17 protein-coding genes are annotated in these 22,499 nt (G+C 57.6%); 13 read left to right on the plus strand and 4 right to left on the minus strand.

Annotated features, from left to right (window positions below):
- Positions 1-14 precede the first annotated feature (14 nt).
- Both AA105894_RS11050 and AA105894_RS11055 read left to right on the plus strand, forming a co-directional pair.
- A complete protein-coding gene (locus AA105894_RS11050; protein WP_267311763.1) occupies positions 15-1,532 on the plus strand; it encodes an APC family permease in 1,518 nt (505 codons plus the stop codon).
- Between the two features lie 12 nt (positions 1,533-1,544).
- Positions 1,545-2,888 carry an MFS transporter gene (locus tag AA105894_RS11055; protein WP_267311764.1) on the plus strand — a complete coding sequence of 448 codons (1,344 nt, stop codon included), beginning with the start codon at positions 1,545-1,547 and terminating at the stop codon, positions 2,886-2,888.
- Between the two features lie 280 nt (positions 2,889-3,168).
- Here the strand turns inward: AA105894_RS11055 and AA105894_RS11060 are convergent, their stop codons facing one another.
- Positions 3,169-4,002: a helix-turn-helix transcriptional regulator gene (locus tag AA105894_RS11060; protein WP_267311765.1), complete on the minus strand. Its 834-nt coding sequence runs from the start codon at positions 4,000-4,002 to the stop codon at positions 3,169-3,171.
- A 98-nt stretch (positions 4,003-4,100) separates the two neighbouring features.
- On the opposite strand from AA105894_RS11060, the gene AA105894_RS11065 reads away from it, so the two are divergent.
- From AA105894_RS11065 to AA105894_RS11095, 7 genes are all read left to right on the plus strand, one after another.
- Positions 4,101-4,994: an SDR family oxidoreductase gene (locus AA105894_RS11065; RefSeq protein ID WP_267311766.1), complete on the plus strand. Its 894-nt coding sequence runs from the start codon at positions 4,101-4,103 to the stop codon at positions 4,992-4,994.
- 531 nt (positions 4,995-5,525) lie between these two features.
- A complete protein-coding gene (locus AA105894_RS11070; protein ID WP_267311767.1) occupies positions 5,526-6,899 on the plus strand; it encodes an aldehyde dehydrogenase family protein in 1,374 nt (457 codons plus the stop codon).
- A gap of 165 nt (positions 6,900-7,064) precedes the next feature.
- Positions 7,065-8,663, plus strand: coding sequence for a phytoene desaturase family protein (locus AA105894_RS11075; RefSeq protein WP_267311768.1), 1,599 nt, complete (start codon positions 7,065-7,067; stop codon positions 8,661-8,663).
- A gap of 22 nt (positions 8,664-8,685) precedes the next feature.
- A complete protein-coding gene (locus AA105894_RS11080) occupies positions 8,686-10,242 on the plus strand; it encodes a phytoene desaturase family protein (protein ID WP_267311769.1) in 1,557 nt (518 codons plus the stop codon).
- Complete coding sequence (locus AA105894_RS11085; protein ID WP_267311770.1) at positions 10,226-11,005, plus strand: lysophospholipid acyltransferase family protein; 780 nt, start codon at positions 10,226-10,228, stop codon at positions 11,003-11,005. The genes AA105894_RS11080 and AA105894_RS11085 overlap by 17 nt, the downstream gene beginning before the upstream one ends.
- Positions 10,992-12,101, plus strand: a complete 1,110-nt coding sequence (locus AA105894_RS11090; protein ID WP_267311771.1) for a glycosyltransferase — start codon at positions 10,992-10,994, stop codon at positions 12,099-12,101. The genes AA105894_RS11085 and AA105894_RS11090 overlap by 14 nt, the downstream gene beginning before the upstream one ends.
- Positions 12,091-12,534, plus strand: coding sequence for a DUF2141 domain-containing protein (locus AA105894_RS11095; protein WP_267311772.1), 444 nt, complete (start codon positions 12,091-12,093; stop codon positions 12,532-12,534). Before AA105894_RS11090 ends, AA105894_RS11095 begins: the two co-directional genes overlap by 11 nt.
- A gap of 88 nt (positions 12,535-12,622) precedes the next feature.
- Here AA105894_RS11095 and AA105894_RS11100 read toward each other — a convergent pair whose 3' ends face one another.
- Positions 12,623-15,550, minus strand: coding sequence for a TonB-dependent receptor domain-containing protein (locus AA105894_RS11100; protein WP_267311773.1), 2,928 nt, complete (start codon positions 15,548-15,550; stop codon positions 12,623-12,625).
- A gap of 432 nt (positions 15,551-15,982) precedes the next feature.
- Between AA105894_RS11100 and AA105894_RS11105 the strand changes: the two genes are divergently transcribed.
- A complete protein-coding gene (locus AA105894_RS11105; RefSeq protein WP_188427338.1) occupies positions 15,983-16,276 on the plus strand; it encodes a superinfection immunity protein in 294 nt (97 codons plus the stop codon).
- Positions 16,277-16,314: 38 nt separating this feature from the next.
- Here the strand turns inward: AA105894_RS11105 and AA105894_RS11110 are convergent, their stop codons facing one another.
- A complete protein-coding gene (locus tag AA105894_RS11110) occupies positions 16,315-18,696 on the minus strand; it encodes a heavy metal translocating P-type ATPase (RefSeq protein WP_267311774.1) in 2,382 nt (793 codons plus the stop codon).
- Between the two features lie 86 nt (positions 18,697-18,782).
- A complete protein-coding gene (locus AA105894_RS11115) occupies positions 18,783-18,998 on the minus strand; it encodes a heavy-metal-associated domain-containing protein (RefSeq protein ID WP_267311775.1) in 216 nt (71 codons plus the stop codon).
- A 109-nt stretch (positions 18,999-19,107) separates the two neighbouring features.
- Here AA105894_RS11115 and AA105894_RS11120 point away from each other — a divergent pair, with 109 nt between their 5' ends.
- The 3 genes from AA105894_RS11120 to AA105894_RS11130 all read left to right on the plus strand — a co-directional run bounded on the left by AA105894_RS11120 (position 19,108) and on the right by AA105894_RS11130 (position 22,109).
- On the plus strand, positions 19,108-19,479 hold the full coding sequence (locus AA105894_RS11120) for a hypothetical protein (protein WP_267311776.1): 372 nt from the start codon (positions 19,108-19,110) through the stop codon (positions 19,477-19,479).
- A gap of 75 nt (positions 19,480-19,554) precedes the next feature.
- Positions 19,555-21,345: a copper resistance system multicopper oxidase gene (locus tag AA105894_RS11125; RefSeq protein ID WP_267311777.1), complete on the plus strand. Its 1,791-nt coding sequence runs from the start codon at positions 19,555-19,557 to the stop codon at positions 21,343-21,345.
- Positions 21,342-22,109, plus strand: a complete 768-nt coding sequence (locus AA105894_RS11130) for a copper resistance protein B (protein WP_373316769.1) — start codon at positions 21,342-21,344, stop codon at positions 22,107-22,109. The genes AA105894_RS11125 and AA105894_RS11130 overlap by 4 nt, the downstream gene beginning before the upstream one ends.
- Positions 22,110-22,499 lie beyond the last annotated feature (390 nt).

Genomic DNA, 22,499 nt, shown 5'->3' on the forward strand with positions numbered 1-22,499 from the left:
TCGGAGGATGACCGATGTTACAGGATGACAGCGAAGGTTTTCGCAAATCGCTCGGCCTGCTCGACCTCACTATGATCGGCTTCGGCTCGATCTTCGGTTCGGGTTGGCTTTTCGCGGCGCCTCATGTGGCAGATATAGCCGGCCCCGCCAGCATCGTCAGCTGGTTTACAGGCGGCGTGGCCGTACTTCTGATCGGGCTCGTCTATTGCGAGCTCGGTGCATCCTTACCCAAGGCGGGCGGTGTTGTTCACTACCCAGAGTGTTCTCATGGACCGGCCGCTGCATTTGTGATGGGGCTGATCACAACAATAGCCTTCACGAGCCTTATAGCCATCGAGATTGTAGCAGCAAGGCAATATGCGGGGGCCTGGATTACCGGGCTCAACCGCAACGCAGCGGGCGATCCGACATGGCTCGGCTGGGGGATGCAGGCCGTCGTGCTACTTGGGCTCTTTGCCCTCAACCGAAGTGGCATGTCACGCTTCGCATTGGCAAATAATGTGATCACCCTGTTTAAATTCCTTGTTCCGCTTGCTGTCATCATCCTTCTTTTTATGCATTTCGATGCTGACAATTTCACGGCGCAGGGCTTTGCACCGTTCGGCGCAAAGGGGATTGAAACGGCCGTCTCAACCGGGGGGATAATCTTTGCCTATCTGGGCCTGACACCCATCCTGTCGGTGGCCAGCGAGGTAAAAAACCCACAACGCACCATCCCGATAGCCCTTATCGCCTCGGTTGTTCTGTCCACTCTGGTCTATGTGCTACTTCAGACAGCCTTTATCGGCAGTCTTCCTGTCGCACTGATGCATGATGGCTGGGGGGCGATCGGTAGCCATCTGCCATTGCCCTTTCATGATATCGCGCTGTTGCTTGGTCTGGGCGGCCTCGCGATTGTGGTCGTCCTCGACGCAATCCTCTCTCCAACCGGAACCGGCAATGTCTATATGTCGGCGGCGCCGAGAGTAATCTATGCCTGGTCCAGAGCAGGCGTTTTCTTCCCAGTATTTAAACGTATCAATGCCACGACCGGTGTACCTGATCCTGCTCTCGCGCTTACTTTCGGCCTCGCCCTGTTCTGGACACTCCCTTTTCCCTCATGGCAGGCTCTGATCTCGGTTGTCTCGTCGGCCCTGATGCTGAGTTACGCCTTTGCACCGCTCTGTGCAGCCGCATTGCGTCGTAGCCAACCTGCCTTGCCTCGCCCGTTCCGGCTGCGCGGCTTTGGCTTTTTTTCTCCTGTCTCTTTCATGATCGCAAGTCTCATCGTTGTCTGGACAGGTTGGGCCACACTGAGCTGGCTTCTGCCTTTCGTCATTGTCATTGCGAGCGCTTTCATGCTGTTCTGCAAGCGCAATGATAACGTGGTCCGGTCAGTGCTCTGGATGCCGGGCTATCTCATTGGTCTGCTCGTTTTTTCCTGGCTCGGCCCCTTCGGTGGCCACGCCGCGCTCGGTACTCTCGCCACCGATTTGGGGGTAGGTGTTCTGAGCCTCGTCATTCACGAATGGGCGGCACGCACTGCCCTATGAAAGTGCTGCTGCATGTCTGATCCCGCGCCCCGCCCTCTCAAGGCACATCCGGCGGGCCTGTATTTCATAGCCGCCGCCCAGGGGGCCTGGTATTTTTCTCGCTACAGCACCCAGGCGATACTGGTCCTCTATCTCGCCCATGTCGTATACGCCGCGCCACAGGGCGGCGCCTTTCCCGGGGTTGATGCTTTGCGTCGCCTCCTCTCATGGGAGGCACAGACCACTAACCCTCAAGCACTGGCCTCGACGACGATCGGATTGCTGGCCCTGTGCATGATCCCGACACAGATTCTCGGCGGCTTTCTGTCAGATCGCTTCCTGGGACGACGCTACGGTGCCATGACCGGGTTGGTTTTCCTGACGCTGGCCCCGGTCTTTTGGGCGTTTGATAAAAGCTTCATTCTTGCGCTGCCCTGCTTCGTTCTCGGCCTCTCGCTTGCCGTGAATCTCTTCGCCCAGGTGGGGGATCTGTATGTCGATGACGATCCTCGTCGCCCGGATGCCTATCAGATCATGTCGCTGGTACAGGAGGCTGCCGTCATCATCGGTCCGACGTTCTGCGGCTGGCTGGCGGCGCGTTACGGCTGGCATTATGGGTTCGCTGCCGCGGGAAGCGTCATGCTTGCCGGCACTCTTGCCTATGGCATGGGCTGGCGCCATCTGCCGTCGCCTGCCCCATCGCGCGATGGAGCACGGGGCCATGGGTCGTCACCCCTCGTGCTGCTCAGGCTTGGCCTGCGTATTGCGCTTCTGATCCCGATGCTCGCGATGATCTTCATCTGCAATGAGCAGATCTATGACACCTATCTGATCTGGGGCGAACAACACTACGACCGCCATCTCTTCGGGTGGGTCTTCCCGGCAAGCTGGCTCATGTCGCTGGACGCAGGCGTGAGCTTCATCACCCAGATCATAGCGATCGCATTTTGGCGTTTTTACACGCGTCATCGCGGGACGCCCGGAGAATGGGGCCAGATCGTCAGCTTTGGCATGATCGGGCTGCTGGCGCCTCTCGTACTGGCCTACGCCTCCGTACTACATTCTGATGGTGGTCAAATCAGTATGTCATGGGGGCTCATATTCCATTTCGTGAATGATCTTGCCATGGCGACGATCATGCCGATCAGCCTCGCCTTGTTCATCAGACTTGCGCCCGTCAGCGCCAAAAGCATGGCAGCCGCTGCCTATGCTTTAGTAGCGCGTTTGGCAGACATTATGGCCGGTCAGATCGGCCAGAACCTGCCGGGTTGGGGTTCGACGCGTTTCTGGCTGTTCCACACAGCCGTTATGGCCATCGGACTCGCACTGCTCATCACCGCCCGGTCGCTTTACAAGACGAAAAAATCGCTAACATAGTCTGCTTTCAGCATCATTGCAGTAGGTACAAGCGTTGTAAAACATATCTTCGAACGCACAATTTCTTGCACGCTTTGCGATCGCGCCGAGCAGATCAGATTGCTCAACTCCATGAACAGCTTTGAGGTGCTCGTTTGCGCAGCGGATGGCGGTGACTTACTATGCTTAGCGCGACCTGCCCGAGGCATTTGAGGTGACATCACTCACTCGCCTAAAGCGGGAGTACCACGGATTTTTGTGCCTTGCAGAATATTGACAGGTCATTTCAAATCGAGATTCATTAATTCGTATTCGAATAGGGTATCGCCATCAGCTCTCTGACACGCTGCAGGTCTTGATCTGTAGAGGGATTATAGACGATGAGCCCAAGGTCTGACCTGCCCTCTACGGTAAATCCTGAATATTCCAGCTCGATCAAGCCTACTGCCGGGTGCTGCAAACGTTTTGTTCCTTCACCCTGTTGCTCGATATCGTTGCTCTGCCATAGCCCCAGAAATTCGGGACTGCGCGCGCCAAGTTCCGTTACGAATTCATGGATTTCGGTGGAGGCCCCTGCGCGACTGACGTCTGCTCGGAAAGCGGCGACAACCGATCTTGCAAGAAGCGCCCAGTCTACCTGCATCTGGCGTATATGAGGCGTGCAGAAAACGATCTTAAGAATATTGCGCTGGTCCGGAGCCAGTTCATCGTAATTGGTCAGAACTGCCGCGGCGGCTTTGTTCCAGGCCACGATATCCCATAAGGGCGTTTTAACAATCGCAGGACTGTATTCAAAAGCGTCAAGCACGCGTTGCAAACGCGGCGTAATACCCTCCGACGCCCGATATTTCACCTCAGGGGGATGACCGAGCGCCAGCATATACAAATGGTCACGCTCGGGCTCTGTCAGAAGCAAACCCTTGGCCAGGCGATCGAGTACATCAGAGGAAGGCGCGCCGCCTCGCCCCTGCTCGAGCCATGTATACCAGGTTGGACTAATATTGGAACGCTGGGCCACCTCCTCCCGACGAAGCCCCGGCGTGCGCCGCCTTGTGGCGGAGAAACCAAGCGCCACAGGGTCAAGCCGCGCGCGACGGTCTCTGAGATAAGCGCCGAAAGATGCTGCAGAGGTCAAGGCGAGCCTGTTGGTTTTTATACCAGGATAACGTCACTACTGTAACGGGATAGATATTAGGATCATGAGGAAGGTCAGACAATCGGAAGGTTTTGACCATGAGAGTTTTTCTGACAGGGGCCAACGGGTTCATCGGATCCAGACTGGTCTCTGAGCTTATCAACGCAGGGCATCAGGTTCTGGGTCTGTCGCGTTCGGACGCAGGTGCTCGGAAGCTGATCGCTTTGGGTGCCGAAGTTCACCGAGGTGATCTGGAGGATCTTCACAGCCTACAGGCCGGTACCGAAAACTGTGATGGCGTCATTCACACAGCTTTCGACCATGATTTCACAAATTACGTTGCCAATTGCGAACAGGATCGGCGCGTCATTGAGGCTTTGGGTGCGGCACTGTGCGGGTCACATCGGCCATTTGTCATCACATCGACGACCTTGTTCGGAGAGGCGACGCCTGGGCACATCGCGGATGAAGATGTTTTCAACACGCTTCATACCAACCCCCGCATCCTCTCCGAAATTGCGGCCCAGGAGATGATTGAGCGGGGTATGAATGTCTCGTTAGTACGTCTGTCGCAAATTCACGATGAGACGCGTCAGGGTCTCGTGACCTTCCTCGTACAACTTGCTCTGCAGACCGGACGATCGGCCTATATCGATGATAATGTGTCCCAGTGGTCTGCCGCCCATCTGGTCGATACAGCGCAATTGTTTCGTCTCGCGCTGGAAAAAGGGACGACAGGGGCACGATTTCACGCTACTGCAGAGGAAGGGGTGCCCGTTCGCGGAATAGCTGAAGCCATCGGGAAACGGCTTGGCATGCCGGTTGTGGCCTTGTCTGCAAAAGACGCATCGTCACATTTTGGCTGGCTGCAAGGGTTTGTGTCCAAAAACATGACGGCCTCAAGCACAAAAACTCAGGATCGGCTGGGATGGACACCACGGGGGCACGACCTGCTCAGCGATATCGCCGACCTAGATTTTGAGAATGCCTGAGAAGGGCGCGTGGATCTACAAATTATGGATTTTCTCGCTCCCCTCCCTGCTCCCGAGACCTTAAGAAACAGTCTGACGGGTTGGCAATGGCAGACCAGTATCACCCGTCCTCCTGAATGGAGACACCGTGATTAGGATCAAAACATCCAAATTGCTTCCGCGAGAGAACCAATACAAACCCTCGCGGCAGCAAAGGTAAGGAGGCCTACAAGGCATAAGATAGTTTTGTCATAAGGTGCTCGAATCCGGCGCATCTGCTTGGGCCTATGACCTATCGAGAGGGTACGCCTGCGTAAGGGTAATGAAGACGGGGGAGACAGCTTCCAATTCCTCTCTATCTTGTCACCTCGTGGTCTATCTCCGGGCATTGGCCGACTACCCAACGGACGCAAGCTCGACTGCCGCTTGACAACGGAAAACGGTTAAACCAAGCGCAGCTGGTTATTTTCCTGCACTAGAGATTTTTCGAGAAACAGCGTCGAAACCAATGCTTGGCTCCCGGGTTTCATCAGACCAAGCAGGGGAAAGCAGATGCGGGAGCGGTCTGACAGTCAGGAGACATTCGGCTCGCAGGAAACGCGAGTGCCAGAGGGGCAACCCACTCCGCAAGCTCTTGCGCCAGATGTGGCTGCGTTACGTCTTCACCAGACTGCATGGGCGCGCGTACCAGTTTCCCGGCGGCTCCAGATCCTGAGACGTTTTAGAAAACGGCTTCTTCTCGACATACCGGGCATGCTCGCGCTGATACCGGATCATGCTCCGATCGATGTCATGATGGCCGAGATCCTTCCTATGATATCGGCCATACGGTTTCTGGAAAAAGAAGCCACGTCTCTTCTCAAGGACGCGCCGCTCTCGATGCTCGGACGACCGATCTGGCTTTGGGGGGTTAGGAGCCATATAAACCGCCGCCCGCTTGGCGTGGTTCTCATCATAGCGCCCGGCAATTACCCGCTCATGCTGGCCGGTATCCAGGCCCTGCAGGCTCTGGCCGCAGGCAACACTGTTGCCCTCAAGCCTGCGCCGGGCAGAACCGCTTTGCTAACCCATTTCGTGTCCCTTCTCACTCAGGCAGGCCTGCCTCAGGGCGTAATCCATATTCTGCCTGAGGACGCAGGGCCAAAGGCCGTACAGGAAGCATTCGATCTCATTGTTCTGACCGGCTCGGAGGAGACGGGAAAGAAGGTGGCTCTCGCAGCGGCGCAGAATCTTACGCCGACCATCATGGAGCTATCGGGGGCTGACCCGGTTTTTGTTCTTCCGTCAGCCAATCTGTCTCTCGTCGCTCGCGCCCTCCATTTCGGCCTCACGCTCAAGCATGGATCTACCTGCATCGCGCCGCGCCGCGTTTTTGTGCACGGGAACCATCGTGAGGCGCTGGAAGCTCAATTGGCGCTGCTTTTGAAAAACTCCGGCGCAAGCCATCAAAAGCACTATCCCGCCCTTGATCAGCTTACCCACACCGTCGGACAGGCGGGCGGGGCAGTCAGGAAACTGGGCGCTGCCACGATCCTGCTGCTCGACGCGGACCAGGCAGGGCTTGCGGATGTTGATCTGTTTGCGCCATGGCTTGCCCTGATCGGCGTTTCTGACATGGCCGAGGCTATCGAGATCGAATCCCGCTCACGTCACGCTTTGGGTGCAAGCATTTTCGGTGAAGAAAAGGAAGCCAGGGCGTTGGCAAAACAGATTCCGGCCGGGTCTGTCACGATCAATGATCTGATTGCCCCTACGGCGGACCCTCGCCTTCCGTTTGGTGGGGCGAGAGCGAGTGGTTATGGCATGACACGAGGCCGGGAAGGATTGCTCTCAATGACACGGGCGGTATCGGTCTCAACGCGCCGCTCCGGGGCTTTGCACCTGCTCCATTACGCCAGAATCTTGCATGGAAAATTTTCACGTTGATGTCGGCAACTTACAGGATCACGATCCGTTGACACAACCTGATTTGATTTCAAGCATCTACAATCACGACCTTGAACGGCAGCCTAGACCTCAAGAGCGCTGATTGTTGTTTTCAACCCGGAAATTTCCGGATAGGCCTGCCTCGCAGGAAGGATCTATCGCCTTATGGCCCCTTCGTTCCTTCCCGAATCACCTTCCCATTCAGGTGTCGCATCAAAAGAGATTGCGGTTATCGGCGGCGGTCCGGGAGGGCTGGCTTCGGCTATGCTGCTGGCCCATTCCGGGGCCAGAGTTACGCTTTACGAGAAGAGCTCCAAGATCGGTGGCCGGTCCTCATGTCTCGAACTTGACGGCTTTCGCTTCGACACCGGGCCCACTTTTTTTCTTTATCCCGAGATCATCCGCGAAATCTTCGCGAGGTGCGGCTTTGCCTTCGACAGCATGGTCGAGCTCAAGCGCCTAAACCATCTCTATGACCTCGTCTTTGAAAATGGACCGCGTCTGGCTCTGACGACCGATCCGTCTCGCCTGGAATCCGAAATTGCCAAGATATCCGAGGCTGACGCGAAGAATGTCCGGCGCTTTCTGAACGACAACAAGGGTAAATTCGCGCGCTTCATTGCACCACTTCAGCGGCCATTCAATTCATGGCGCGATTTGCTCAAGCCTGACATGTTGAAGGCACTCCCGGTGCTCTCCCCTCTGTCGTCTATCGACAAGGATCTTTCGCGTTACTTCAAGGATCCCCGCACGCGCCTTGCCTTCTCATTCCAGAGCAAATATCTGGGCATGTCTCCGTATCGGTGCCCCTCCCTCTTCACGATCCTGAGTTATATGGAACATGAATTCGGGATTTATCACCCGACAGGCGGTACCGGCGCGGTTATGGCGGCAATGCAGAGCGCAGCCGAAAGCCTTGGCGTCACAATAAAACTGGGCGAGGCCGTCGAGACGATCGAAACCAGAGATGGTAAGGCGGTCGGCATCAAGACGGCAGGGGGCGTGCAGCCTGTCGACGCTGTAGTCGTCAACGGCGATTTCGCCCGTACCATTCAGAGTTTGCTCCCCGATGCCTCGCGGCGCAAATGGAGCAATGCCAAGCTGGCCAGCAAGAAATACTCCTGCTCGACCTTCATGATGTATCTTGGCTTGCGCGGCACCATGCCGGAAAAAGCCCATCATACGATCTTCCTCTCCAGCGATTATGAAAACAATTTCGCGGAAATCGAAGAAGGCAAACAGATCTCCTCACGGGCCTCACTCTACGTTCAGAATGCCTGCGTCACAGACCCTGCCCTGGCGCCGGAAGGCTGCACAGCCCTCTACGTGCTGATGCCCGTCGGCAATCTTCGTGAAGGCGGTCTTGAGTGGACAGAGGACGCCGTCGCGAAAGCGCGGGCGATCGTCTTCAAGCGGCTTGAGGACGCTGGTTTCGGCGACATTGAAAGCCGGATCATGGTCGAGAAAGTGGTCACACCCATGGACTGGCAGCAAGAGCATGACGTCCATCGCGGCGCGGTGTTCAATCTGGCCCATTCCCTTGGCCAGATGCTGCATCTCAGGCCGCATAACCGTTTCGAAGACGTCAAGGGTGTCTACCTCGCGGGCGGCGGCACCCATCCCGGTAGTGGTTTGCCTGTTATTTTCGAAGGCGCACGTATCAGCGCTGACCTTTTGATCAAGGATCTTGCCAGGACACCGGCCAGGCTTCCGGAAATTCCGGGGCCCGGTATTGCTCTTGTGCCTGAATGCTCACGCGGTTGAGCCATAAGCGGAGAATACGACCATGACGAGTTCTTCCGCACCGATCATCATTATCGGCTCAGGACTTGGCGGGCTCGCGGCGGCCTGCACGCTTAGCGCGAGGGGACACAAGGTCATTGTCTGCGAGGCCAATGACTGGACGGGCGGTAAGGCCGCGGAATGGCGTCAGGACGGCTTTCGCTTCGATATGGGGCCGACCATTCTCACCCTTCCTTCGGTGCTGAAACGCATTTTCGGCGAGAGCGGATTACGTATCGACGAGCGCCTCGATCTGCATCGCCTTGATCCGCAATGGCGTTGTTTCTTCGATGATGGGACACCGCTCGATCTGGTCGAGGATGTCACGCGTATGGCGGCTGAGCTCGAAAAGCGCCATGAAGGTGACGGCAAAGGCTATGAAGACCTTCTGGCCGTAAGCGAGAAGCTGCATGATATTTCCCGCCGCTTCGTTTTCTGGAAGTCTGTTGGCGGTCTGAGGGACACGCTCAAGATCGGCGAGGCCATGTCTCCTGGCACAATGCGCGACGTGCTTGCCCTGCGGATGCATGCCACGCTGGGCGCTGAGATACGCAAGCGTATTGCGAACCCTCAGGCCGTGCAGGTCTTCGACCATTTCACGCAGTATGTCGGCTCAAACCCCCTTCAGGCCCCTGCCGTGTTGACAGGCATCGCCCATATGCAGGTCGACGAGGGAATCTGGTACCCGATGGGCGGCACTCGGGCTGTCCCGCAGGCGCTGAGACGTCTTGCAGAGGAAAACGGGGTTGAATTCCGAACCAATTGCCGTGTGTCGCGCATCATGCATGACGAACATAGGGTTTCCGGTGTGGTGACGGAAGACGGCGAAACGCTGAAGGCATCCGCAGTCATCTCCAACATGGACAGCGTACGCACCATGCGCGAACTGATCGACCGCAAGGTGGCACCGCAGGCCTATCGCCGCTTCATGAGGCAGTGGAAGCATCGCGAACCCGCCTGCTCTGGCGTTGTGCTCTATCTCGGGCTCAACCGCGGCTACGACCATCTTGCCCATCACAACTTCGTCTTCTCCCGCGATGCGGAAGAGGAGTTCGATGCGATCTACAAACACGGTCGCCCTGCCCCGGACCCGACCTGTTATCTGGCGGCCACAGCCCGGACCGACCCGGATACCGCCCCGCCGGGTGGCGAAGCGCTCTATCTGCTGGTGCATACCCCCTATCTACGACCCGGCCAGAACTGGACCCAGATGTTCCCGGGCTATCGTCAGGTCATTCTCGACAAGCTCAAGAAAGCGGGGGGGATGCCGGATCTCGAATCCCGCATCGTAACCGAGCATCACCTGACGCCCATGGACATTCACCTGCGATACTCGCCGCAGGCGGGCGCGATCTATGGCCTTGCCAGTCATGGGCGTCTGGAAGGCGGGTTCAAGCCCGCCAACCGCTCGCGTGATCTCGCCGGTCTGTATCTGGCCGGTGGAAGCGCCCATCCCGGACCAGGCATGCCCATGGCGCTGATGTCGGGATGGATCGCTGCAGATTGTCTTGACCAGGATCGCCAGGCAAGCAGGGATCCCGCGCTTGCCCTCGCCGTCTGATCCGGCAAGGCTAAGCGGACGGTCGCCATTTCTGGCGCACTGGGTGGGCCGTGCACTGAGGCACCGCGTCAAGGGAAGCTTCAGCAGGGTCCGCTGGAGCGGAGATTTCCCTCTGCTTCGGCCAAGACAGGGCATCATTCTCTATACCAATCATCCGTCATGGTGGGACCCTGCCCTTTTCTCCGTGATTCAGCAGCATTTCATGCCGAACCGCCCCGGCTTTGGTCCCATCGATGCTCAGGCCGTGAAGAACTATCCACTGCTCCGTAAAGCCGGGTTTCTGCCGCTTGATGGATCCTCTCCGCGCTCAGTGCGCCAGTTACTGGATGCTTCAAGCCTCATTCTGAAAACCGGCGGAGCATTCTGGGTAACGGCGCAGGGAGCGTTTGCCGACGCCCGCGCAAGGCCGATCAGACTACAGCCCGGCCTTGCCCATATCATTAGGCGCAACCCGGAAGCTCTGGTTGTGCCTGTTGCACTCGACTATGCCGTCGGCACGGAAAGCAGGCCGGATATCGCCATACGTTTCGGCGCACCCATGAAGTATCAGGCGCAAACTATTGAGGCTCTGACTGCAGATCTTGCGCTGCACCTCGAACAAACCTGTGATGCACTCGCGGAGCAGGTTATCGGAAAGCAGGACGAGGCCTTCAGACCACTCATGGACGGTCGAACAGGCATGGGAGGGCCTTACAGCCTGATACAGCGTCTTGTTGCATTGCTGCACAAACGCCGTCACGAGCCAAGCCATGCCCGACGTTGAGAACAAAACACGTTTGCGGGCTGAAGCAGCCTTGGCCGCTTTTGCTGTACTCCCTTTCATTCTGGGACTGCTAAATCTGCGAGCCCTGTCCCGCGCGCCTCAACCCACCCCGTCGACCGACGAGGGTGTTTCCGTCCTGATCCCGGCTCGCAATGAAGCCGGTCAGATCAGAGAGGCGTTGGAAGCGGTACTCGCCAATGGATCCCTGGTGCGCGAGATCATCGTGCTCGACGATAATTCGTCTGACGATACGATCATAAAGGCCAGGGAGGTCGGGGACCCGAGGATAAGGATCGTCTCTGGAAAATCCCTGCCCCCCGGCTGGTGTGGTAAAAGCCATGCCTGCGCGCAGCTTGCCCGTCACGCGCGCCAGGACTGGCTTTTGTTTCTCGACGCTGATGTGCGCCTCGCTCCTGAAGCTGTCCGTCGCTTGATGACGGTGGTTAATAAACAGAGGACAATCTCTCTCGTCAGTGGTGTGCCCCATCAGGAAACGCATTCCTTCTTTGAATGGCTGCTCCTGCCCTTCATCAATGTTCTGCTCTTCGGCTATCTGCCGCTGCCGCTCGACAAGGGGCGAACGGCGAGCCTCGCTGCCGCATGTGGCCAGCTCGTCCTGGTGAAGGCACAGGCCTATCGTGAAGCCGGCGGGCACGAGGCGATCCGTTCGCGACTACATGATGGCCTCGCTCTGGCGCGCTCGCTGCGCCAGCACGGGTTTGGCACGAGACTGGTTGACGCAACCGATCTCGCTCATTGCCGGATGTATCGCAGTGCAAGCCAGGTCTATGCCGGGCTGATGAAGAATGCCGTAGAGGGGCTCGCTGGCCCGGTCTCTCTGCCAATATGGACCGCGCTTCTGGCGGGTGGGCACATACTGCCTTTTTTCCTCCGCGCCAGCCCCTTGATATGGATTGCGCGCATAGCAAGTATTGCCTTGAGACTGCTGGTGGCTTTGCGTTGCCGCCAGGGTTTGCTGACCGTGTTGTTCAGCCCCTTGGGCATGATTCTACTGCTCTTGATCCAGTTTCATGCGCGTTTGCGCCACATGACTGGCCGCCCCGTCACCTGGAAAGGACGTCTTTATGAGACTTAAGCCCAGTTTCTCTCGCTATTTTCTGACTGGTGCCGTCCTGACCTGCGTACTGGCGCCTTTGCCCGCTTTCGCGGGGCCTGTGACGGCAGTCGTCGAAAACGTTCCCGATGATAGCGGTACGATACGTGTCGCTATCTGCACAGAGGATGAGTTTCTCAAACCAAGTTGCCGCTACCATGCCGAGATCAAAGCTGTGGCTCAGAAGGTGAGCGTGAGCTTTGCGGATGTTCCACCGGGCGTTTATGCGGTGCAGGCCTTTCAGGACCGCAATGGTAACGCGAAGCTCGACCGGTCCTTCATAGGGATCCCGAAAGAACCCATCGGTTTTTCACGTAACCCCAAAGTAAGCTACGGGCCACCGGGCTTCGACGATTGCGCCGTCAAACTGACACCAGCGGGTGGGGTACTGACCCTCAGTCTTATTACACGCTAAAGATTTCGTCAGAAGATCTAGTCTTGTATGGCATGAGGCTGACCCTCTGACCGGCCTAGGTGACCGGTCAGAAGGGGCTGGGGGTGCTTCAGAACGTCCGATTGACCTGAAGAAACACATAACGGCCGATCATCGCGCTGGAATAGATCGCGTTGGCGGTGTTCGTAGCTGTGTCGAAAACGAAAGGCGGGTTCTTGTCGAGGATGTTGTTCACACCGCCTTCGAAGTTCCACTTGTTCCAACGGTAGTTGACCGTAACGTCATGGGTGAAGATGCCCGGCGTACGCCACTGGCCACCCGTTTTCGGCGTCAGGTCTTCCGACATGTCGTTCCACACCATGCCACCGGTATAGTGAAGCATATAGGTGAAGGTGAACGCATTATGCTGCCAGGATGCGGTCGTGTAGTTGGTGACACGCGGGATACCGTTCGGCATGCCAACTGCTGACGACCCCTGGAAGAACAGGCGCCCGGCATAGTTATACCACGATCCGCCCGGCTCGTTCTGCTGGAGATAGGAAACAATCTGCTGCAGATTGTTCGACAGGGTCAGTGTGTTCGCATGATTGATGCGGAAGCGATAGTCGAGGTCGAAATCGATACCAGACGTCTTGAGACCACCCAAATTGTCGTACAGCGTGTTGACATAGTTGATCTGCTGGTTGGACGATCGCACGATATCGGCGCAATATTGCGGTGCTGAACCACTATAGCAGGAATCAAGGACATACTGCGCGGAGACGGCGCTGATCGCGTTCTTGATCGTGTAATGCCAATATTCAACCGACGCTGACAGATTGGGGATCCAGCGCGGCGTAATGACCGTACCGACGGTATAGGTACGTCCCGTCTCAGGGCGCAGATTCTTGTTACCGCCGCTGATGGAAGGCACCTGCCCTGAGTTGGCCACCTCGAACGTGGCCGGGTTAATCCCCTGCTTCATGCAGTTGGCGACGACAGTCGGGCTGGTCGCTCCCGAGCAGGGATCGTTTGCCGCTGCATAGCCCAGAGACTGGCCCTGGTAGAGCTCATAGACGTTGGGCTGGCGATAGGAAGTACCGAGCGTCGCACGAAAGCGGATATCGCGGATCGGCGACCAGTTGATGCCGACCTTCCAGTTCTGGGTGTTGCCAAAGGTGTTGTAATGCGACCAGCGGCCCTGGGCGTCGACGGTCAGATCCTTGGCAAGAAATGCATCGCGCAACAGCGGCAGCTTGGCCTCGCCATAAATCTCGGTGGCGTTAAAGCCACCACCTGTATAGGACTGCGTGTTGCCGGTCGTATCACCATTGACGGCAAGCGGATCGGGTGAATAGCTCAGCTGCTCGCTGCGGTGTTCAAGACCGAACGCCAGACCCAGATCGCCACCATGCTGGTAAGGCATCTTGACGACCTTATCGTTATTCACACGCAAATTGAAATCGCGGATCATATACTGCGAATGATCGTGCTGGTTGAATTTGGCGTAAGACGCGCCCTGCTGCGACATGGGGGCAAACGGGCTCTGAAGCGTGCAACCGGCGGCGGCCTGGCAGACCGACGGATCATAGACCACAGAGCTGCTGGCGTCGGTCGGGTCCGTCTGTCGAATGCCATATTCCTGGAGAATATGACGATAATTGCCCATATTATTGGTGTCGTAGCGTGCCTGGCTCACCCCGTAGCCCATCGAGGCATCGTAATACCAGTTATGAGTGATCAGGCCGTTCATGCCACCGGTGATCTGCAGATTGTCGGTCGCATATTCCTGTCGGCGGTCGCCGAGATCAGTATAGCGCTTCTGCACGATTGTATCGACGCCAAACGGGTTGTAGGGCGCCGCGGCAGGAAGGGTGAGCGGATTGGAAAGCTGCGACGGATAGATGGAGCCAGCGACCGGCGACGGAGCCAGCGACGCAGCAGCCGTCTTATGCGCATAGCGCACATTGGCATAGAGATTGAAATGGTCGCTGAATTTGTAATGCGCGTCGCCGGAAAGAACCGAGTTCTGCACGTAGTTCGTCAGGCTCTGGTTGTCGCCGTAATTGTACCGGTTTGCCGCCGTGTATTTCGAGAAGGTCGACCCATCATTATTCGAGATCAGACCGGCACCCGGGCCACTCAGAACGCGCGTATTCGCTGCGTAGCCAGAACCATAGATGGGGGCCACGCCGGGGTCATTTGATGCCTGGACAAGGCGCGACCAGTCGCGATCGCGCTGCATCACGGGACCCTGGCTCAGATACTGACCCGCCAGAGTGATGTTGCCCTTGTCGTGGTCGAAGTTCCAGCCCTTATAGGCCGAGATCAGACCCGTGCGTGAATCGCCCTGATCGGTGATACCACCGCGGATCGTCATGCCGCCGGTTGTCAGATCATGACGCAGCTTGATATTGACCACGCCCGAGACCGCGTCGGCGCCGTAAAGCTCCGAACCGCCATCCTTGAGAATTTCGACACTCGCGATCTGCTCGATCGGGATCGTGTTGAGATCGACGCAAGCCGCGCCCGGATCCTGGGCCACGCGCTTGCCGTCAATCAGGACGAGAACGCGTTTCGAACTCAGGTTACGGATATCCGTGCAGGACACGCCGCCGAAGCCATTGGTCTGGGTGTTAGAGGCACCGGAATTGCCGATGGACGGCAGACGCTGCAGATAGTCACCGAGGGTGGTTGCAGCGGTCTGCTGGATCTGCTTTGCCGTGACGATCTGCACCGGGTTGGCGTTCTGGTTGTTCGAGCTGCGGAGCATCGAGCCTGTAACGACGATATTCTCGTTACCGCCGTCGGTCATGGCGGTGGAGAGCACGCGTGCGCGGCTCGCCGGCTTGGCGGCAGGCGCAGCCGTCGGGATGGCCGCACGGCTGCCGTCAGTCGCTACCACACTCTGCCTGACCGCAGGTTTCACGCTGCTGGCGGCACGATGGGTGGCGTGTTTATGCGCCGGAGTTGCAGCAATTGCTGCAGTAACGCCGCACCACGACGACGTGAGAACGGTGGCACCGAGAACCCTTGCGAGGATCGAATGGCACTTCATACAGAAAGTCACCCAAGGAGAGAGGAGAAACAATGTTTCGATACGGTTTCGTTGCAGAAACACCGCATGACATGCAACGGTCAGGGTTACGAAATCGAAAAGAAACGCAATAATGCAACAATTATGTTGTAAACGCGCAACATTAGTTAACAGTGCTTGCTGCCCACGCACACAGAGCACCATCTGCGGCGCGGTCCACCTAACAAAGCTGTCTCTTTTCCTGTCTGCGGTAAGAGCGAGGCAGGCTGGTGTCTCAGGCGTTGAACGGCCGGATAATAGTCAAATAGTGGCGGCACACTCTCAGAAATTACGCCCCCGGATGAACGCCGAAATCACCCTGCGATAATTACCGGCTTTACTCAGCTTGTATGTTTTATTATCGTAACATTAACGCTGACGGAGACTCGAGTTGCTTACAGAATGCGGTGACCTATGAAGATCTATGCTTGGGCCGGTGCTTTTGGCATTGTATTTTTCCTGCTGCCAAGCCTTGTCGCCGCAGTGCTACGGCGGTCCTACCTGCGCCAGCTATTTGTCTGCAATCTTGTGACCGGGCTCACCTTTGCAGGGTGGCTTGGAACGCTGTCATGGGCGCTGACCAACAAACCCTATCCATTCGATGCGCGCAAAAACCCGAAGACAAGGCTTGCAAGCCTCATGTTTCTGGGCGCCTTCCTGATCGAAGTCGGCGCTATCGTCGTGGGGTTCTACGTCCATCGGCACTGAGAAAGGGCGGCACGCCAGATTGCCAGCCAGAGGCCGTTTTATATACCGCGCGACGATCTGGTCGGTATACGTTGCGACCGCCACCGATTGAGCAGCAGCGAATTCGTCACGACTGAGACGGAGCTAAGCGCCATGGCACCACCAGCAATCGCGGGGCTCAGAAAGCCACAGGCGGCAAGCGGGATGGCGGCCAGGTTATAACCGAAAGCAAAGCCGAGATTCTGCTTTATCTTTCTTACAGTCGCCCGCGAAAGCGAAAGCGCATCCTGTATGGCGCGCAGATCGGCACTCATCAGCACCAGATCGGCGGTTTCGAGCGCTGCGGCTGAACCCGATCCGATAGCGATGCTGATATCGGCTGCTGCCAGTGCTGGAGCATCATTAATGCCGTCGCCGGTCATACCGATAACCTCCCCCGGGCCACGTAACGCTTCGATGGCTGCAACCTTGCCCTCCGGCCTGAGCGAGGCCGAGATCTGATCGATACCGACCTCTTTGGCAATCGTCTCAGCCATAACCTGGCTGTCTCCCGTCAGCATGACGGAGCGGATATTGCTTTCGTGAAGCCAGCTCATGATTGCTCCCGCTTCAGGGCGTACCCGGTCTGTCAGGGTAATCACGCCAAGGCAGGAGCCGTTTCGTGCCACAACGGCCTGCGTTGCCGCACTTTCCGTCACAATCTCACTCGCGCCCACGACCTCCTCTGACACGAGATAGTCTTTCGTACCAATGAGATAGCGATCTTCTCCGAGCCAGGCCTCAATCCCTTTTCCCGGAACAGCGCGGAAGCGTTCGAAATTCAAAGGACGGCCCAGCCCCCTCGCCTTCGCTTCGGCAACGATCGCACGGCCGAGCGGGTGTTCGGAGTTGAGCTCAAGCGCCGCAGCAAGCGCAAGAAGAGCCTCAGCCGTCATATCTGCAGACGGAAGAATATCATGAACGCAAGGCTCGCCAAGCGTGATGGTGCCCGTCTTGTCAAATGCCAGCACAGTCAGACGACAGGCACGCTCCAAAGCCTCGGCGTTGCGAAAAAGGATCCCGACCGATGCCGCCTTTCCTGTGCCGACCATGAGCGCAGTGGGTGTCGCAAGACCGAGTGAGCAAGGGCAGGCAATAACGAGAACGGAAATGGCTGAAACGAGGCTCCAGCTCATGCTGCCCGTCACAGCCCAGCCAATGAAAAAGGTCAGGAGAGCGATCACGATGATCGTCGGCACGAAAACCGCCGATACCCGATCGGCCAGTCTCTGTATCGGCGCCTTGGAACCCTGGGCGCGTGACACCAGAGCAACTATGCGAGCCAACGCCGTATCAGCGCCAAGAGAAGTCGCCCGTGCGCGCAGAATACCGGTTGTATTCAGCGTTCCGGCATAGATCGTATCGCCGCTACGGCGCAGAACCGGATTGGCCTCTCCTGTAAGCATGGATTCATTGATTTCCGTCTCTCCATCAATGACCTCGCCATCAACCGGCACGGCCTCGCCGGGGCGTAGAAGAAAGACATCTCCCAGGCGTAGCGATGCAACCGGGCAGACGATAATTCTGTCTCCCTCGACGCGATTGGCCGTCTCGGGCTTGAGGGTAAGCAGGGCCTCAAGCCCGGCTGCCGCCCTGTGCCGCGCACGCGCCTCAAGGAGACGACCAACAGAAACGAGCAGGATTACAAAAGCGCTTGCCTCGAAATAGACAGGCAGATCGATATCAAAGATGGTGACGATCAGGCTGAACCCATAGGCAATGCTTGTGCCCAGGCAAACCAGTACATTCATATTGGCAGCGCCTGTGCGCAGCGCATGCCAGGCACTGCGGTAGAAATGGCGCGCTGAATAGATCTGCACCACAGACGCACAGATGCCTTGCAGCCAGAGGGGCACAAGGTCGTGCCGCCCGACCGCCATACCAATCATCCCGATCAGAAAAGGCAGGCAGAACAGAGCCGTAATCGCCAGATCGATCACCGCACGGCGCTGCTCCGATCCGTCTTTTCGGGAAGGCGCCTGTTCCTGCGCAGGCTCGGCTGAGAAACCGGCTTTCTCGATCGCGCGGACAAGAACAGTCTCGTCAGCCGCACCGTTGACCACCTGTACGAGCGCCTGTTCCGTGGCCAGATTGACCGAGGCCGTGACGCCGGGAAGGCGATTGAGAATTTTCTCGACACGCGCAGAGCAGGCAGCGCAGCTCATGCCGCCAATCAAAAGCGTTACCTCGCTATGAGCGAGCCCGAACCCGGTTTTCTCCACCAGTTTTTCGATGGCCGCGAGATCGGGCGCCCCTTCCGCACGTGTGATGACGGCACGCGAGGAAGCAAAATTGACGGCAGCCTCCAGACCCGTCTGACGGTTGAGCACTTTCTCAAGCCGTGCCGCACAGGCGGCACAGCTCATACCCGTCACTTCAAGATCAAGGGTCTGGAGAGACATCAGCTGGAGCCCCGATCTGCTTCAGATAAGAAAAGAGCGTACTTTCCCGGCCGTATGTCCGGATGCAGCCCCGGAAGGAGCCGGTCTCAGCCCCGCACCACGTCGAAACCGGTTTCCTCAATTACCGTCTCGACAGCGCTTCTCGGCACGGACTGGCCGCCAAGAGTCACGTCTACAGCGCCTGTCTCATGGCTGGCCTTAACTGCCTCCACGCCGGGGATTTCGGCCAGGTTCTTTTCGAGCTTGCTCGAACAGCCACCGCAGGACATGCCTTCAACCTGAAAATGCAATACGTCACTCATGATGTTTTCCTCTGTTCGGTCACCAGAGCCTCTAGTTAGGCATCAAACCCGTTGCAATCAACTCGCACCTCTGAGAGAGTGAACCGAATTCACTAAGATCATGAGGCTCATGAACCGGCCGCGCCATCCTTTCTGGATCGTCGTCCTGATGATTTTCTTTCTTGTACTGCGAGGCATTACGCCTGTTCAGGCAAGTGAGAGCGGCTGCGCGTCGATGTCTCCTGCTCATGGCCTCTCTGCGGCTGCCTTCAAATCCGGATGCAGCGGCCATCATGAGGCTCCAGTGCCTGGTCATGAGCACGGCCATGCCTGCGGAAGCTGTCTTCCGAGTTCCTCCTGCATCTCCAGCTTCGATGCCCCTGTAAGTGGCGCGCTTTCAACGCCGCGTCTGATCTACGCAGCACGGTTCGAACCGGTTCTTCCCCCTGCCCTTTCAGGGCGCAGGGCACCGCCTGATCTGAGACCACCGAGAGTTTCCTGACGCATTGACTTCGTTCTGGCAGCGACGCCGCGCGCGTCCTGCCAAGCCATGTTTCATTCGCTCAGGTCTTGTTTCATGATTACTCGTCCCCGCGCAGGGGCCGGTTTTTCCCGCCGACAATTCGTCACGGGGCTGACTGGCTTTGGCCTTGCTGCCTGCACAAATTTGCAGCCCGATACGCCTCTTTCGGCTGCGACCGATGCGTCTGCGATCCCGCCTGCCGCCGCCTCTCGCTATGCCCTCACAATCGATACCTGCCCGTGGACAATCGGGCGGAAGACCGGTCGCGGCTTCACGGTGAATGGCAGCGTGCCAGCGCCAACCCTGCGCTGGCGCGAGGGCGATGACATGGTTCTCGATGTCATCAACCGGCTTGATGCACCGACCTCAATCCACTGGCACGGTATACGCCTCCCCGCCAATATGGATGGTGTCCCTGGCGTCAGTTTCGCCGGTGTGCCTGCGAAAGGATCTTTCACCTATCGCTTCCCGGTAAGGCAGTCAGGCACCTACTGGTATCACAGCCATTCCGGCATGCAGGAGGCTCAGGGGTTATTCGGCGCCCTCGTGATCGACCCGATGGGCGCGCCACTTCATCATCCTGACCGCGACTATGTAATGGTGCTTTCAGACTGGAGCGACGTCGCCCCGCATGACATCATCAGCAATCTCAAGCAGCAGGACGATTACTACAATTTCCGCCAGCGCACCGTAGCCTCGCTTTTCCGCGAAGCGCGGGAGAGCGGGCTGGGCAATGCCATCGATAATCGGCTGATGTGGTCGCATATGCGTATGTCCGCCACCGATATCTCCGATGTCAGCGGCGTGATCTATACCTATCTGATCAACGGGCAGTCACCCGACGCCAACTGGACGGGTGTATTTAGGCCGGGCGAGCGTATCCGGTTGCGGGTCATCAATGCCTCAGCCATGACCCTGTTCGATTTCCGTATCCCGGGACTGTCATTCGATGTCATTGCGGCTGATGGGCAGGATGTCGAGCCTGTCAGGGTGGATGAGTTTCGCATTGCTCCCGCCGAGACCTATGATGTGATCGTGCAGCCGACAGATGGCAGGGCCTGGACGATTTTCGCGCAGTCCGAAGATCGCACCGGCTTCGCTCGTGGCACGCTTGCCCCCCAGAAGGGTATGGCAGGCCCTGTTCCGCCGATGGACCCGCGCCCGGTTCGAAGCATGGTGGATATGGGTATGGGTCGCATGAGCGGCATGAGCGGCATGAGCGGCATGAGCGGCATGAGCGGCATGAGCGGCATGAGCGGCATGACATCACCTCAATCCACGCCGTCAACCCATGAAACACCGTCCGTCGCGACGCCAACCCTCGTCGTGGATGACCCCGGGCCACCGCCGAAAAATGTTGAAAACCAGAACGTGGCGACAAACCCGGTCGATCGTCTGGCAGAACCCGGCGACGGGCTGGAGCAGAATGGGCGAGAGGTGCTGAGCTATGCCATGCTGCGGGCCCTCAAACCTGCTCCCGATCTGCGCCCGCCCAGCCGGGAGATCATTCTGCATCTGACGGGTAATATGATGCGCTATATATGGGGCTTCGATGCCAGAAAGTTCTCAGAGGCGGGGCCGATCCATCTCGCGCTTAACGAGCGGGTAAGAATAACGCTTATCAATGACACGATGATGGAGCATCCGATCCATCTCCACGGGTTCTGGAGCGAACTTGAAAACGGCCAGGGTAATCTGCGCCCCAACAAGCACACCATCATTTCGCAGCCGGGCTCAAAGCTGAGCTATCTCGTCACGGCAGATACGCCAGGTATGTGGGCGCTTCATTGTCATCTTATCTACCATATGCATCTTGGCATGTTCAGAACGGTGGTGGTGTCATGAAGCACCTGATACGACCTGCCCTGTTTGCCGCCCTGTCTCTTGCTGGTGCCTCACAGGCGCGAGCTGAATCCGCCTCGACAACTGCCATGCAGCCCATGCCGAGCTATATAGACGGCATCATGCCCGTGATGGATCAGGGTGTCTGGGTTCATGGCCTGCTCAACCAGTTCGAGGGACGCGTGGCCGGACAGAACTCGAATTTTCGCTGGGACGGCGAAGCCTGGGTGGGAGGTGATTACAACCGCCTCTGGCTGCGATCAGAGGGCACGCTGACAAAGGGGCGCATGAGCGACGGCGATCAGGAGCTTCTCTACAGCCGCTCGGTCTCGACCTATTTCGACGTTCAGGGCGGTGTGCGAGTGGATCTGGATAGTGGCCCCACCCGCACCTGGGGGGCGTTCGGCATACAGGGGCTGGCACTCTATCAGTTTGAAGTGCAGGCAACGGCCTATGTGAGCGATCGTGGCCGTTTTGCCGGTCGGTTCGAGGGATCATACAATATCCCGATCACCAACCGCCTGATCCTGCAGCCACAGGTAGAGCTGAATCTCTATTCGAAACAGGACAAGGCGCGTGGCAACGGCGCCGGACTCTCCGAAATCGATACGGGGCTCAGGCTGCGTTATGAGATATGGCGCAAATTCGCCCCCTATGTCGCGATGACCTATGACGGCGCCCTGCAACAGGCACGCCGGTTCGCCCGCGAGCGGAACGACAGCGCGGGCAATCTGCGTCTGACATTTGGCATCAGAAGCTGGTTCTGAAACCAGCAGGCAGGACCACCCTCGTTTCCTCACTACGGAATTTCCGCCCTCTCCCGGGGGAATGCATAGCGAGGAACGGGTCATGGCGCTCATGCCTGTGCCTGCGATCGCTCAGTCACCCTGAATCCGATGGTATCCGCGATGTTCTCGGTCCTGGCTTCGATTCTCCCTGTTCTGCCGACTGAGCCCGTCTCTGCCCCGATCGGACCTGACCACTGTTCGCACAAAGATCGTCAATGACCCGTCACCCGACCTGAGGATATAGTTAAACCGATGAGAGAAACAGGCATTATCTATTAGAGAATTTCGCATGTAATCAAGCAAATATAGATCAGTACCGTCAATGTAGTAAGGATATGAAGTAAGGATCAGGTAATTTCTCCGGACTGT

Origin of the sequence: Asaia spathodeae NBRC 105894 (genome assembly GCF_025994195.1) — a bacterium.
GTDB classification, from domain to species: domain Bacteria; phylum Pseudomonadota; class Alphaproteobacteria; order Acetobacterales; family Acetobacteraceae; genus Asaia; species Asaia siamensis.